Raw genomic sequence first — 13,756 nt, 5'->3', positions numbered from 1 at the left:
CCGTTTTTCCAGTCCCGCACAAGCGGATAGCATCACCCGGCAAGTCCGGTGTTCGCGCGCCAGCCTTTGCTGACGCGTCAGACAGTGCTCCATGCGAGCCAACAAAGCGTCGACCGCCGCCAGGCGGTTTTTTTGGGCGCCCTCATCAAAAAAACCTTCAAAACCCTGAGTGAGGCACGAAACGAGTCTCGCTGCGGCTCCTGGGCGGTTTGCAACACCCTACAGTCACCCATATCGAAAAAGTTTGAGGCTAAAAAGCAGGGCCAGGCCGCCCGCGCCGCGTCTCGCAGAAGCATGCGACCGCGACGATGCCACGTACTCCGAGGAGACGTGGCCGCCGAACTGAGGTTCGGTATCCAGGAGATCAAGCGTTGATGCAGCGAGTGGGGATTGACCCACGGCATCCGCCCGGCCCCCGTCACAGGGCCAGTTCCTGCCTTATGGCGGGAGACCATCACCCGCAAGGGCGTGGCTCACAAAAACCGTGGCGACGGTTGCGTGAGAATGCGAGACTCCTGAAGAAATTTCGTCCCCTGTACACAGGTGAAAGGCAGGACCCGGAGCCTTATCCGCGGCGATGAAGATGCTCATCTGACAGCATCAGCCCCATCCTTGCCTGTGCGAGGGTGGTTTGCAGCACCTGATTGCCCGCGCCGGGGTGAATGGCGAGATGCGCCGCGGCCGTTGCAGCGAAAGCGCCCCATGAGAGGCTGGCTTTTGTGCCGGCATGCGCCGCGGCCGTGCCTAACCTGACTGCTTCAACGAGGAGCAGCCATGCTGGCAATCGCAGAACCCATCATCCGCCTCGACTTCGAGGGCATCCCCATTCTGGTGCAGATTGGCGAGGATGGCGTCGCCTGGTATGCGGCCAAGCCCCTGTGCACCGCGCTCGGATTCAAGAAGATGACGGCGGCTCTTGAGCGATACGTCAAGCCAGGCAACCAGCAGCCCCATGGCGTGCAGTCGGCGGGCGGCGTGCAGCAGATGATGCACGTCAACGAAGCCGGGATGCAATCACTCGTCGCGGCAAGCGTCTTGGTGAGGGCGAGGCGCTTCAAGCAGTGGATCGCTGCTGGCGTGATTCACGCGGCTGTGCGTGCCGTGGAAGCCAAGCAAGAGCCGCTGCTTGGAGACACGCTCCAAGGAATGACCGAATTCAAGCCCATCGAGCAGAAAAACGAAGTGGCGCCGGGCGGCGGCAAAGGCGAAGCGATTGGTGCTGCGGATGCAGTTGACGTGCCATTTCAACCGCTCAGCAAGTCAAAAGCATGGCTCAAGCCGTCCACCGCAACACCCAAGCAGCGGATTGAAGTCGCCCGGCGCACCACGGCGAGCGCCGCAGGGCTTGGGGCCAAGACCAAGAGCTACAGCGTCATCATTGGCCGAGACGGGATGATCTGGTATCCGGCGCAGCCGATCTGTGAAGACCTGGGTTACGCGAGCTTGGAACAGGGCTTGTCGTTGCTGAGCGCCAGCCAGACGGGGACGCACAGCGCCAGGCTCGGGAACGGTTACATGCTCGCGGTTGATTACGTCAACGGGGCCGGGGTCATGGAATTGATCGCTGGGAAGCGTAGAAACGTCGCTCTAGGGCTGCCGCCAATGGATTGGCAGAGGCCAGCAGGGGTTCCGGAACAAGGTCCGGCAGCAGCGACAAAAGTTCAACCAGTGGCAGACAAACAGGAGCAGGCCATGAGTACGGAAGTGATGGAGTTCAGTTTCGGCGGTAAGACGTTCAAAGCCAGGCTGGATGTGAACGGTCAATCGTGGTTTGTGGCACGGTGTGCGAGTATCGCGGCACAAATTTTTGCTAGAGCCAAATTTCTTTTCACGCTCGCTTTCATGCTAAACACTGACCGTGGGCGCGCGCCAGCGCAGCATTCAACGTCACCCTCGATACCTTGAAATGTTTGGCGACTTCTGCCTTCGTCATCATCGGATCATGCAGCATAGCGGCGCCTTGCGTCGGACTCTACCTGGCGGAGGGACCTTGTTCGACAGCATCCGAGGTGGCGATCCAGCAATCACGGTAGCCCAGGAACTCATCGCCATGCTGGGAGAGGAAAAGGCCAAGCGGGACGCACTGCAAGCCTATTCAACGACCTCGATTTCGAACGGCATGCACATCTGCCCGCTCGGCGCAGCCACGTGCGAACTCTGCCGACGCGAAGGCCGGGGAGCGACGCTTCGCGCGATCCTGGCGGACTGCAAATCCCCATACGTCGGGTTGGCATCGATCAACACCGCATGTCTGCCATGAGCCAGGGCAACCTGCGCGGTCGTGCCGCTTCCGCCAAACAGGTCAAGAACGATATCGGCCACCGGCTCGGCGCCGCAGGAACACCCTGCTCGCCATTGCCCAGTGCTAAGCCGAAGAGCGGCCAGGACGTTGCCGCCGCCGGAGCCGATGCGGGATCGCCCGCCCGGGTGGTTCAGGTTGAGCGTGGTGTGGCCGGTGCCGCCTTTCTTGTTCGCGGTCAAGTCGTAGGGCGGGTCGGTCACCACAGCGTCGACGCTCGCGTCAGGCAGGGTCTTGAGAATGTCGCGGCAGTCGCCGGTGCGAAGGTCGGCGCGGGGCGGCGCGACGGGCAAGTCGGGCACGATGCCAGCCATGTGGGGTAAGGTGTGTGTCATACCCCTGAAAATACCGTCTCGCAGGTGCGGTGCAAACGTGAAACATCCGCGTGGACCATGATGATTCACCAGTGCATGCGAGACACGATCTGATCTGATGTCGCACAAAACCATGGAACTGGTCGATTCGTTTTCAATGCAAACGAAGACCCCATACTTGGGACCACGGACCGTGCTCAGTAACGGCTGAGCGCGGGAATGGGCGGGAAGAAGTTGTCACAACTGCAGTTTGATACTGCGGATGCGACAGACCGACGATGCCGACACGCCCGTGGTGCTCAGTATGGGTTTTTCTCGCACAAACCTCAGGCTCGCGTGCTCAGTAGATGTTTTGCCAGTCACCCCTCACTGAAATCGAACGTCATGGATGCCCCGCTCGTTTGGGTGGTGAAGATGACGGTCCGGGCGCTGGTCTTGCAGACCCAGGTTTGCTGCGCATGCGGTTCGGGAATTGACAAGGCGCTGGGCTGAAAAACCGCAGCGCACATCCCATTCTCCATGCGTGCCGACTCATAGCGGATCGCATCGATCCTGGGTGCCGCGCCGCGCACGGCATCGGCCAAGACGTGGCAGGCCGTGTAGCCCCTGGGGTCGCGCCAGATCGCGCGCAATGCGCTCCAGGGTACGCGTGTCAGATCAAGTTCCGCCCCTGCAAACGTCGCTTTGAACAGCGTGTGCTCGGTGATGATGTTCGTGTCCCGCAGGCCTTCGCTGTCCTGCAGGAAGCGCCAGCGCCAAAACGCCAGCTCAGCGCAGACCGTTTGCGGGTCGTCGGCTCCGTACCACAGGCCGGGCGCATTCGCGCGCCGAAATCGGCTCGGATGGGGCGAGGTGTAACGGAAGGGTGTGAAGATCAGGTAGTGCTGCTTCAGGGTGACGGCGGGAAGTGGCGGCTTGCTCGTCTCGAGAATGCGCTCCAGGATGTCCTGCTCGGCCGCGGAGTCCACCAACCGCATCGTTGCCACTTGATGCTGGGCCTCGACCCCGCGCCACAACTCGCGTTCCGTGGAGCCTACGGTTTGCAGCCATTGTGGCTCCCACCCTGCACTCATGCCAGTGCGCGTGCGCCATCCAGATAGGTCACCACGCGCACCAGTCCTTCGGGCGTCAGCATGGCTTCCTTGGGGACCGCGTGCAGCGCGTCGTTGTAGCTGCTGATCCAGCGCATGCGCTGGTCCCCATCGTTGCCGACCAGGGCGTCCAGCGATCTGTAAATGCGGACGACCAAGGCTGCCATCTGGCCCGGCTTCGATTCCGGAGGCAAAGGCCGCTCCCCGCTGGCCACGCGGGAAACCGTGGACTCACTGCTGCCGATGACTTCAGCCAAGTGCCGTCCGGTGATCCCCAGCAAGGTTGCGGCCCGGATCGTGGCTTTCGCCAGGATGAAACCTGGCTCGTTGCTCGGCTGTTTGGGTGCATGTGCTTGGTACATAGCTGACCTCTAATTGCTGATGCAAATATAGCCTGTCATTCTTTCCCGAGCAAGACGCGCCGGCTGTTGGCCAGCGGAAAAGGCGCATTGACGCATCACAACTGCGACCAAGTGCTGTTGAAACTGTCGTTTTTGACGTGGCATGGCAAGGGCGGTGCCAAGCAAAGATGGGTCGCAGCGCACAACGAGGGCGACGCGCTGATTGAAAACTCAGCTTCGCCAATCGGCCCCGGGCATGATGCGGCGCATGAAGGCGTCGAACAAAGGCACCGTGAACGCCGTATCCCCGTGATTCGGGCTCCAGATCATGCCCTTGGCGATGAGTTGACTGCGCGTTGGCCCAAGCGACGTGACGTTGCGGCCAAGCGCATCCGCGATGTCGCCCGAGCGGTGCGGTCCCGGACCAAGTTCCGCCATGGCACGCATGTAGCGTTTTTCCGTTGGGGTCAAGCGGTCGAATCGCACACGGAAGAAGCTCTCGTCCAGTGCGGCGATGGAAATCTTCGAGGCTGCCTCGACGTCGGTGGCGGTAATCGGGGATGAGCTTGCCGCATCCCAGGCTTGCTTGCCCCATTCCTGGATGAAATAAGGGTAGCCGTGCGTTTCCACGACGATGGCAGTAAGCGCGCCGTCGTCAATTCCAACGCCCTGGTCATGCAGGGGCTTGACGATGGCGGTCTTGGCCGCTTCATCGGGCAGGGGGCCGATTTGCGGGAAATCGAACAACCGTTCGGCGTAGGACTTGGCCAGCCCCATCTGGCCGCGGAGCTGTGGCAAACCAGCGCCAACCATCGTGACGGGTAAGCGGCGCTGAGCGCAGCGGTGCAAGGCCGTGATGAGGGCAGCCAATTGTTCCTCATGCACATACTGCAGTTCATCCAGGAACAGCACGAGGGCAGTGCCGGCCTCGCGTGCGGCGCTACCTGCCGCTTCAAACAAGTCTGGGAGGTCATTTTCCAGGTCGCCGTTATCAGCCAGGCCTGGCTCCGGATCGAAATCCAGGCCGACTTCGATATCCTGGTACTTCAGCTTGAGCGCCCTGGCGAATCCGGCCAGCCCCCTGAGGGCGCGCGTGGCGAGATCCTTGGCTTGGTCGTTGCGGGACAGGCGAAGCAATGCGATGCGCAGTTGAGGCGCCAAAATGGCAGGCAAGGATCTCTGCTCCGGAGCTTCGATCCTCACGCATTGGAACCCGGTTGCTGCGGCATCTTCCCGCATGCGGTCCAGCAAGACCGTCAGTATTGCCGACACCGCGCAAGCCAACCATGATGACGCTTTTCGTGGGGTGGCCAAGACGCACGCGCTCCAGCGCGATCCGGACGGTCTCACGCACGGTGTCTCGTCCGGCAAGCTCAGGTGGAGGTGTTCCGGCGCCAGGTGCGAATGGATTGTGAATGGGATTCATATTTTGAATCTTACACAACTTTTATGACTTTATAAGAAAATAATAAAGTAGGATAAATTCGCTAAGAATAAAACCACAAGAGAGATGTTGAGCCGCGGTCTTACCGCGACGTCAAACCCAAAAATACATCTCTTACTCAGTCTGGTCGGTTGCGGCTTCACCACCTCCAACCTGGGCCAGCGCAGCCATGTCGTCGCCAGACAGGACATGGCCAACGTCAAGAAGAATGGTGAAGCCGGACTCCGTGCGCGCCATACCCCGGATGAACTCCTTGCGCAGACCCATGCCAAAGCTCGGGGGCGGCTCGATCTGCGTGCTCTCCAGATCCAGCACCGAGTTGACCGCATCGACCAAGACACCAACGGCCTGCGAGCCGTCCTCACCGTCGACCTCGACGATCACGATGCAAGTGCGCGCATGCAACTCGGTGGCCGGGCGGCCGAAGCGTTGTGCCAGGTCGATGACGGGCAACACGCTACCGCACAGATTGATGACCCCATGCACGGCTGCCGGCATCATGGGGATGGTGGTGGGGCGGGTGTATTTCATGATTTCACGCACCCGCAGGATGTCCAGTCCGTACAGCTCGCCTTGCAGGCTGAAGGTCAGGACCTGCCCTCCGCTATTTGCAAGGATCGCATCATCGGCGACAGTCGCCGGCAGGTCGGCCTGAGGGCCAGCCAGACTGGGTACTTCGACAAGGGCATGTTCCATGCTGATCTCCAGACGATGATCGGATTAGAACTTGACGAAGTCGCCGCCGGCCTCGGTCGCGAGCCGAGCCTGAGGACGTGGTGTGCTGGCCTTGGGCCGTACAGACGTTGCACGAACCGGAGCCTTGTGCGGCGGCTCTTGATCACCGGCAAGCTTGAACAGGCCCACGGTTTCCTGCAGTTGCTGGGCCTGGACATTCATCTCCTCGGCGGTGGCGGCGAGTTCTTCCGAGGCCGACGCGTTTTGTTGCGTCACCGCGTTGAGCTGTCCCACCGCCTGGTTGATCTGTTGCATCCCCGTGGCCTGCTCCTCGGACGCGGCGTTGATCTCCTGGACCAAATCGGATGTTTTCGTGATGGCGGGAACCATCTGACCCAGCAGACTGCCAGCCCGCTCGGCTTGTTTGACGGAACTCGAGGCCAGGTCCCCAATCTCCTTGGCGGCGACCTGAGAACGCTCAGCCAGCTTCCTGACTTCGGCGGCCACCACGGCAAAACCCTTGCCATGCTCGCCGGCGCGGGCCGCCTCGATGGCCGCGTTCAGTGCCAGCATATTGGTCTGGTAGGCGATGTCGTCGATGATGGAGATACGCTCGGCAATTGACTGCATGGCCGTGACGGTTTGCTCAACCGCTTTTCCACCCTCCTGCGCCTGGGTCGAGGCCTGCTGCGCCATGGTGTCGGTGAGGCGGGCGTTGTCGGCGTTTTGCTTGATGGAAGCCGTCGCCTGTTCCAGGGTGGCGGAGGTTTCCTCGATGGAGGCGGCCTGTTCGGTTGTCGCCTGCGACAGGCTCTGTGACGTCGCAGAAATCTGGGTGGAGGCCGACGACAGGTTATCCGCTCCGGATCGCACGGAACCGAGGGCAGCCGTCAGCCGGTGCACCATCTCGCCCAGCGCACCGAGCAGTTGCCCGGTCTCGTCACGCGAGTTCGCTTGGACCTGGACCGTGAGGTCGCCTTCGGCCACGCGTTGCGCCACGCCGACCGCCTGGCCCAGCGGGCCGGTGATCGAACGGGTGACCCAGGTGCCAAGGATCAAGGCCAGAACGAGCGCAAAAACCGTTGTGACCGACGCAGTAACAAAGGCGCTGGAATACGCGGCATCGGCCTGTTCCGTGGCCTGCGTGAAGTGGCTGACAAAGCCCTTGTCGAGATGGTCGAGATCAGCTTTGACTGCGGCCTCGGCAGGCTTGACCTGCTGGGTAAACACGCCCAGCGCATTGTTGCTCCCCGTTTGCTCTGCATTGAAGCAAACCGTCATGGCGTTGCCGTACTGGGCGAGATTGCCTTTGGTTTCATGCAGGAGCGCCTTGCTTTGCGCGTTGCGCACTTCCTGGGCGAGTTGCGTCAGATCCTGGCGGCTGGCCTGTTCGCTGGCTTGGATCTTTTGTTGAATTTTGGACTGTTCGGCCGGGTCTTTGCTGAGAAGGAGGTCTCGACAGTCCGACCCCATTTGATTCACGTCGGCCTTGATTTCGCTCACGCGATGTGCTTCGGGCCACGCCACCTTGGTGGCTTCATCGGTCGCCCGCTTCATGGCATTCATGTTGATGATCGCGACCGCAGCCAAAGCGACCAGCAACATGACGATCAAGCCAAAACCCAGGCCCAGGCGTAGGCCAATTCGCATATTCCGAAACATAAGAGACCTCGATAACTGAGTTGGAAAGAGCGCCTTTCGGGGATCACAGTTACCGATCAGGCGACGAATGTGACGACAACAACATGCAATACCCATAGCGGCATTTTTAAATCGTTGTTGAGATTCGTCGCAGACAAGCTTGCAACTGAATGTGAATGCTTTTGCAGCGGATTTTGTTGACAATTCCATCCGATGGCTTTATCCGGGCATATCCGCTGCTTCGGTGGAACCCTTGATACTGGGCTGATTGGATGGTCCTTGGAAAGCGTGGAAAGCGCTGCCTTGAGCACGTACCAACTCGGCGAGCCACGCCGTGAGTTTCTTGCTCGTAGCCTTGCGCACGTCCGCGTCCGAGGCCGTGTGCACGGTGGCGTGCCAAGTCCTCGCATCTTCCGCTCCTGCGCCGCACGCCTGCAGAAACGCTGTGAGCGGACAAGCCTCGATTGCCCGCACCTGATGCGGCTGGCCGTCATGTGTGTCGAGCCAGTGATACGCCAAAGCGCCAAGAGCGGTCGTGATGCGCGTAGGTGATAACCCGTCGCCGGGAGCTTGCCGGTTCAAGGCGTACTGCGCTGCCCAGTCCTGCAACTGCTTGGCAGGCATCGGCCGCGCGATGCCATAGCCCTGCCCGAACGTTGCGCCCAGAATCGTGACCGCTTCGATGATCGCTGCATTCTCCACCCCCTCGACAACAACCTCTTTCTCGAAATCCCGCCCGATCTGCACCACGGTGCGCACCAGACTCAGCGCTTTGATCGGGTCGCGGTCGATGTCCTCGATGATTCCCTGATCGATCTTGATCACATCGAAGGGCAGGCTGGCCAGGCGCTTGAGACTGCTGAATCCCGATCCCAGGTCATCGATCGCCAGGCGCACACCCAGTCGTCCCAGCGTGGCGATGGCCCTGTCGCGCAGCGCCTCATCGACCTCCTGCGACTCCAGCAACTCCAGCACGAGATGATGCGGCGCGATGCCGTGCTCGCGCAGCGCCTCCCGAATCCATTGGGCACAATCCGGGTGCAGGAGCGTCGATGGCGGCAGATTCAGCGAGACGTCGAGTTTCATGCCGTGGTCGCGCCATTGCGCCAGCCAGTGCAGGCTTTGAGACAGGCCCATGCGGAACAATGCGTCCAGATCGGCTTCTCGCAGCGCTGGCAGGAACAGCCCCGGCGCGACGACGCTGCCTTCAGGGGAGACCAGTCGCGCCAGCGCCTCGACCTTGCTCAGCCGTCCATCGCGCAGATCCACTACTGGTTGCACGAACATGTGCAGACCGTCGGCGTACAGCCACTGGCGGTACAACGCGGCATCCTGCTGATCAACCACGGGGTGGCGTTGACGCAGTAAATCGTCGACCAGATTCCAGCGGTTTTGCGCCGCAGTCAGAAAGGTTTGTCCTTGCTGCGTGTCGAACTGATTGGGGTAAGCGCCGTAGAGTGCCAGAACCGAATCGGCCTGCCCGGTGCGCATCAGTGGGATCGCTGCCATGCTGCGGATACCAAAGTGTGCGGCGATCCCCTCCCAGGGAGCCAGCCCCACACAACCCTCATAGCTTTTAGCTGTCATGATCGACTCTGTACGCCAGGCCTGCGCGGTCATGCCCTTGCCGGTGGCACTGTTGGAATCCAGCGAGGGCTGCAATCCTGGGGTCGACAGGGTTTGTGCCACGTCCGCCGCCAGTTCACCGCTGCTGGCCTGCACGATGAACAGCCCCTGCGCGTCGGGCCGCAGCAGCGCACAGCACCGAATGCCGGGCAAAGCCCCGAGGGCCTGCAACTTGGCATCGATCACCTCGACCCGCGCTTGGCTAAGCCGTGGCAAAACCCGAGCCAGATAAGCGTTGTAGGCGTTTTGCACAAGCAGCATGGCATCGAGCTGGCATTGCAGATCGATCTGGATGCGGGTGTCGAACACGCGTTGCAGGCGATAGCGCTCACGTGCGGCCTGTTCGCCCGCATCCAGATGCCAGTGCAGCAGATCTCGATAGAGTTGCATCGACGCGCTCAGCCACGACGGCGCCACCCCCACCAGGGCGTGCAGGCGGCCCAGATGTTGGGCGCGGGCCTGGATCTGTGCCGCGGTCGTCGCCGGGTTGAGCAAGAAGCGCAAGTGCGCCGCCTGGCTCGCCTTTAAGCGAGCCATCCTCGCGACGCTCAGCGCGGCGAGGATGGCCGCCGTGTCGCTGCGCTGCGCGAGCTCGCTGTAAAAGGGTTCCACGAACTCGCGCTCGACGACGTCCAACAGCCGTCCGATGCGACTCAGAAGAGTCTGCGCGTCCGAGCCAAAGGGGTCGAAGGGGGGCTCGGGAATGTCGTCCCCAGGATCGACTCCCACCAGGGTCCACCACTGGGTGCGTGTGGCTTTGCGAGCTTTGATCCGGTACATCGCTCCATCGGCCAAGCGCAGCAGGGTATCGGCGCTGCTGCCGTCGGCAGACGTCAGCGCGACACCCATGCTCATGCCCACGCTAGCGGTACGTCCGTCCCCAAGGTCGAAGGGTGTTTGCACGGCCTGATGCAGGCGCCCCAGAATCGCGGCGAGCTGGGTCTGGGCATGCTCGACATCGAGATCTTCGATGACGACCACAAACTCGTCACCACCGAGCCGGGCCATCATGTCCGAACCGCGCATGAGTTGATGCAGACGTTCGCCGAGCTGCTTGAGCAGCCTATCGCCGACACTGTGCCCATAGCGGTCGTTGACTGGCTTGAAGTCATCCAGATCGATCAGGCCGACGGCCACTGCTGCGCCCAGACGCCCGGCACGCACGATCGCACGTTCGAGGGATTGTTCCAGTGCGCGCCGGTTCGGCAGGCCAGTCAGCGGATCAGCCTTGCTGAGATGCTCCATTTGTTGCATCAGGCGCTGGCGCTCGGTGACATCGACTGCGGTCCACACGACAAAAGTAAACCCATCTGGATCCGTGTCGATTCGTCTTCCTGAGATGGCGATGCAGGCTGGCTGGCCATCGGCACGGACGATATCCAGTGCGTCCACTTCGACTTGGCCGTCTTTGAGGGCCACACGCGTGGCCTTGACCATGCCGTCCTGGATCAAGGAGGGAGCAGCATCGCCCACGCTGCGGCCCAACACATCGCTGACGTCGCGAATGCCAAAGACGCGCGCAATGGCGGCGTTCGCCTCGACGATGGTGGCGCCGGGGTAGCGCACCATGACCACACCGGCTACGGTGTTGCTCAGCAGGCTGGCGTGTTGACGTTGCAGCAAGGCCTGACTGCATAAAAGATCCAGACGGTCCAGTTCATGGGACAGATCGTCGGCCAGATCTAGCAGGGTACGTTGCAGATCCGGGGTGAATCTCGTCGAATCTCCGCAGTAAATGTTCAACACGGCCCAAACCTTGCCACTTCGGTGCAGGGGCAGGCCGGCCGAGGCGTTGAGCCCGAAGCGCTGCAGTCTTTCGCGCCATGGGCGCAAGACCGCAGAGCCCTGGGTGTCCATGGTGAATATCGCGCGGTCCTCACGCCAGACCATTGCGGCGCTTCCCCCGCCTTCGGGGATGGATCCATCGGCGCTGATCACGAGGCCATCGACATAACTCGCCGCCGGGCCGGCTTTGGCCAAATAGACGAAGCGCCCGTCGTCGCCGGGGCGACCGATGCAGGCCAGCGCAATGGCCAGGTCGTGCACGGCCAGGCGGCAAACCGTCTCCAGCAGGGTTTGCACGTCGCGCGTCTGCACGATCGCCTGATTCACATGCGCCAGCATGGCGTTGAAGCGTGCCAGCCTGGCGTTTCGTTGCAGAAGCTTTTGTCGGCTGCGCAGTAAGCGATCGACGACCAAGGCAGCCAGGATGAAAAAGGCAAGGACGACAACCCGAGCGGCAAGCCGCCATGCCAGACCGTGGCGGTAGAGTTGCCAGACTTGGGCGCTCGGCCAACTCACCGCAACGGCCAGCGGCAAGCCGCTGATGGGTTCTTCAACACCGCCTTCGGTCATCGAAGTCGGGTGCACGACCTGGCCGTGCGACAAGGCGCCCAGCACGCTGTCGTCGCGCAGATCGCGCACCGTCAGCGGCCAGTCGTCAGCAACCGTCGAGGCCAGGAGCGCGTCGACACGGTACGGCGAGCCGACAAAGTACAAGGTACGCCCCTGGGCGTCGCGCATACGGTAGCGCATCGACTGGATCAAACCGCCGTAACGGGGTGCATAACGGCTCTTCCCAAGGAGGTCATCAGGCCGGCCGGGAAGCGACGTGAAATCCCGAGTTCCGAACATCGGTGTGGCCGGCTGGGGGTGGCTGGACCACAGGATGCGCCGGCCATCAGCGGACTGGATGTTGAGCGCGAACAGTTCCGGGTGCTGCGCGGCGAATCGATCGAGCAGGGCTTGGGTCCGCGTGTCGAGAGTCTCGGGGTCTTGTCCGCCCACGATGGCCTTGGCGACGAAGCCCAGTTGCAGAAACTGCTGCATCAAGCGCAGTTGGATCAGTTGGCCTTCGGCCATGGCTATGTGCCGGGCTTGATTGGCGACCTGTGTGCGGACGTTCTGATCGTCCATGCGCTCCTGGTTCACAAACCAAACCAGCACGAGCAGGACTGGAAGCCAGAGTAGGCCACGCAGCAGGTGTTTGCGCAGCACGGGATTCATCGCATCCCACCACGTACGGCACGCAGCCACAACAGGACAACCGGCGTTCTCTGATCTTCGTTGCGCTCCCCAGCGCGCATGGCGTCGATCTGGGTGAACACGATGCCCGCAGTGGGCGCAGTCGGTCGCAGCGTGTCCAGGCTGACTGCGTCGCCAACACGCATGTCCAGGCGCCGATCGAGCCGGATCACATGGAAATCACCCGTCTGATGCACCCGCCAGACGTCGAACCAAGCCGCGCCTTCGCGCCACGACAGGCGCAAGCGCGCCGGTCGTGGTTTGAACGTTGCACGCGCATCGATGCGCAACCCCTCGGTCTTGCGCAGCAGTTCCTGCAGCCTGGGATCGTTCCAGTCGACGTCGATGAGTTTGCTGCCGATGGTCATGGCTGGAGTGCCGCCGCGTCAGGCGCCTCGGATGCCAGGCAGACGCAGGGTGGCTCGATCCGGAACGTGACGTCTCCGCGGCCTGGTGGCCGGGAGGAGCGACCGAGATACAGTGTGCCCTCTCCCTGCAGTAACGCGATGTTCTGGCGTACGCACATGGCGGTGTGGCCATCGCCGTAAGCGATCCAGGTGCCATGGCGGCTCATGTCGGTGAGGATGTAGCCATAGCCTTTCCAGGCAATCACGGCATGGCGGCGCGAAGCAGTCTGGTGGTCGACGACGATGGTGCTGTCGGGGGCGCGACCGAGCAGGATGGCTTGACCACTGGCATGGGCGTGCGGCAGGCCGGATTGGCGATCGACGAGGGTGAGGGTCGGCACGGCCGTGGGTGGGGGCATGGCTTGCGGGCACACCAGGCCCCAGATTTGGCCGCCGTCATCGAACCGTAAAGGGTGCAGGCGGTTTTGCAGGGCAGCACAGAGCTGAGCGCGCACGGTTTGGTCGAGCAGAATCTGGCCTTCGCTTGCTGCGTTGGCCAGGGCGGCGGCATGCTGCAGCGTCTGGCCCTCGTAGACCGGAGGATGGCACAGCACGAGCCCGGCGCTCAGGCCGACGTCGAGATCCAGGGCCATGTCCTGCTGGACAGGCTGCAGCCATTCCTGCAGGGCGCGCCGCAGACCGCACGCAGCCTGGACGGCTTGATCCGCGTGTTCGAACAAGGCGACAAGGTCGCTTGGGCGCGCGCCGATGACCAGACCTCCGGAGGCTGCAAGGCCGTGCCCCAGACGTTGCGCGGTGCGCTGCAGGAGAGCCTGGGCGCGCGATTCACCCAGCGCCCTGAACATGGTGTCGCCACCCGTGATTTGCGCGTGCAGGGCAATGCGGGATGCGACTGTGTGATTCGCCGAGTGGCGTCCGAACATCGTGGAACCG

10 protein-coding genes are annotated in these 13,756 nt (G+C 62.2%); 1 reads left to right on the top strand and 9 read right to left on the bottom strand.

All coding sequences use genetic code 11. The annotated features are described in order from the left end of the window. Window positions 1–774 precede the first annotated feature (774 nt). Window positions 775–1,905 carry a Bro-N domain-containing protein gene (locus THIX_RS13115; RefSeq protein WP_112486554.1) on the top strand — a complete coding sequence of 377 codons (1,131 nt, stop codon included), beginning with the start codon at window positions 775–777 and terminating at the stop codon, window positions 1,903–1,905. Window positions 1,906–2,091: 186 nt separating this feature from the next. On the opposite strand, the gene THIX_RS13110 is transcribed toward THIX_RS13115, so the two are convergent. From THIX_RS13110 to THIX_RS13070, 9 genes are all read right to left on the bottom strand, one after another. Continuing rightward, a complete protein-coding gene (locus tag THIX_RS13110; protein ID WP_199195296.1) occupies window positions 2,092–2,613 on the bottom strand; it encodes a DNA methyltransferase in 522 nt (173 codons plus the stop codon). A 359-nt stretch (window positions 2,614–2,972) separates the two neighbouring features. Then, complete coding sequence (locus tag THIX_RS13105) at window positions 2,973–3,686, bottom strand: RES family NAD+ phosphorylase (protein WP_112486553.1); 714 nt, start codon at window positions 3,684–3,686, stop codon at window positions 2,973–2,975. After that, complete coding sequence (locus tag THIX_RS13100) at window positions 3,683–4,066, bottom strand: antitoxin Xre/MbcA/ParS toxin-binding domain-containing protein (RefSeq protein ID WP_112486552.1); 384 nt, start codon at window positions 4,064–4,066, stop codon at window positions 3,683–3,685. Before THIX_RS13100 ends, THIX_RS13105 begins: the two co-directional genes overlap by 4 nt. A gap of 210 nt (window positions 4,067–4,276) precedes the next feature. Next, complete coding sequence (locus tag THIX_RS13095) at window positions 4,277–5,296, bottom strand: ATP-binding protein (protein ID WP_371412912.1); 1,020 nt, start codon at window positions 5,294–5,296, stop codon at window positions 4,277–4,279. Window positions 5,297–5,603: 307 nt separating this feature from the next. Beyond that, a complete protein-coding gene (locus tag THIX_RS13090) occupies window positions 5,604–6,185 on the bottom strand; it encodes a chemotaxis protein CheW (protein WP_112486551.1) in 582 nt (193 codons plus the stop codon). Between the two features lie 24 nt (window positions 6,186–6,209). After that, window positions 6,210–8,015 (bottom strand): methyl-accepting chemotaxis protein, encoded by a 1,806-nt coding sequence (locus THIX_RS13085; RefSeq protein WP_233224552.1) that lies wholly within the window; start codon window positions 8,013–8,015, stop codon window positions 6,210–6,212. 9 nt (window positions 8,016–8,024) lie between these two features. After that, a complete protein-coding gene (locus tag THIX_RS13080) occupies window positions 8,025–12,437 on the bottom strand; it encodes an EAL domain-containing protein (protein ID WP_112486549.1) in 4,413 nt (1,470 codons plus the stop codon). Next, entirely contained in the window at window positions 12,434–12,823 is a 390-nt protein-coding gene (locus THIX_RS13075; protein ID WP_112486548.1) for a hypothetical protein, read from the bottom strand. The genes THIX_RS13080 and THIX_RS13075 overlap by 4 nt, the downstream gene beginning before the upstream one ends. After that, a complete protein-coding gene (locus THIX_RS13070; protein WP_112486547.1) occupies window positions 12,820–13,746 on the bottom strand; it encodes an FHA domain-containing protein in 927 nt (308 codons plus the stop codon). Before THIX_RS13070 ends, THIX_RS13075 begins: the two co-directional genes overlap by 4 nt. Between the last annotated feature and the right edge of the window lie 10 nt (window positions 13,747–13,756).

It is taken from the genome of Thiomonas sp. X19 (assembly GCF_900089495.1).
Taxonomy (GTDB): domain Bacteria; phylum Pseudomonadota; class Gammaproteobacteria; order Burkholderiales; family Burkholderiaceae_C; genus Thiomonas_A.
The sequence above is the reverse complement of the archived record's forward strand: the minus strand, read 5'-3'. Positions and strand labels throughout refer to the sequence as shown.

Bases quoted from the DNA above. Each gene is read 5' to 3' on its own strand.
- THIX_RS13115 (WP_112486554.1), top strand. From the start codon at position 775: ATGCTGGCAATCGCAGAACCCATCATCCGCCTCGACTTCGAGGGCATC.
- THIX_RS13110 (WP_199195296.1), bottom strand. From the start codon at position 2,613: ATGGCTGGCATCGTGCCCGACTTGCCCGTCGCGCCGCCCCGCGCCGAC.
- THIX_RS13105 (WP_112486553.1), bottom strand. From the start codon at position 3,686: ATGAGTGCAGGGTGGGAGCCACAATGGCTGCAAACCGTAGGCTCCACG.
- THIX_RS13100 (WP_112486552.1), bottom strand. From the start codon at position 4,066: ATGTACCAAGCACATGCACCCAAACAGCCGAGCAACGAGCCAGGTTTC.
- THIX_RS13090 (WP_112486551.1), bottom strand. From the start codon at position 6,185: ATGGAACATGCCCTTGTCGAAGTACCCAGTCTGGCTGGCCCTCAGGCC.
- THIX_RS13085 (WP_233224552.1), bottom strand. From the start codon at position 8,015: ATGGAATTGTCAACAAAATCCGCTGCAAAAGCATTCACATTCAGTTGC.
- THIX_RS13080 (WP_112486549.1), bottom strand. From the start codon at position 12,437: ATGAATCCCGTGCTGCGCAAACACCTGCTGCGTGGCCTACTCTGGCTT.
- THIX_RS13075 (WP_112486548.1), bottom strand. From the start codon at position 12,823: ATGACCATCGGCAGCAAACTCATCGACGTCGACTGGAACGATCCCAGG.
- THIX_RS13070 (WP_112486547.1), bottom strand. From the start codon at position 13,746: ATGTTCGGACGCCACTCGGCGAATCACACAGTCGCATCCCGCATTGCC.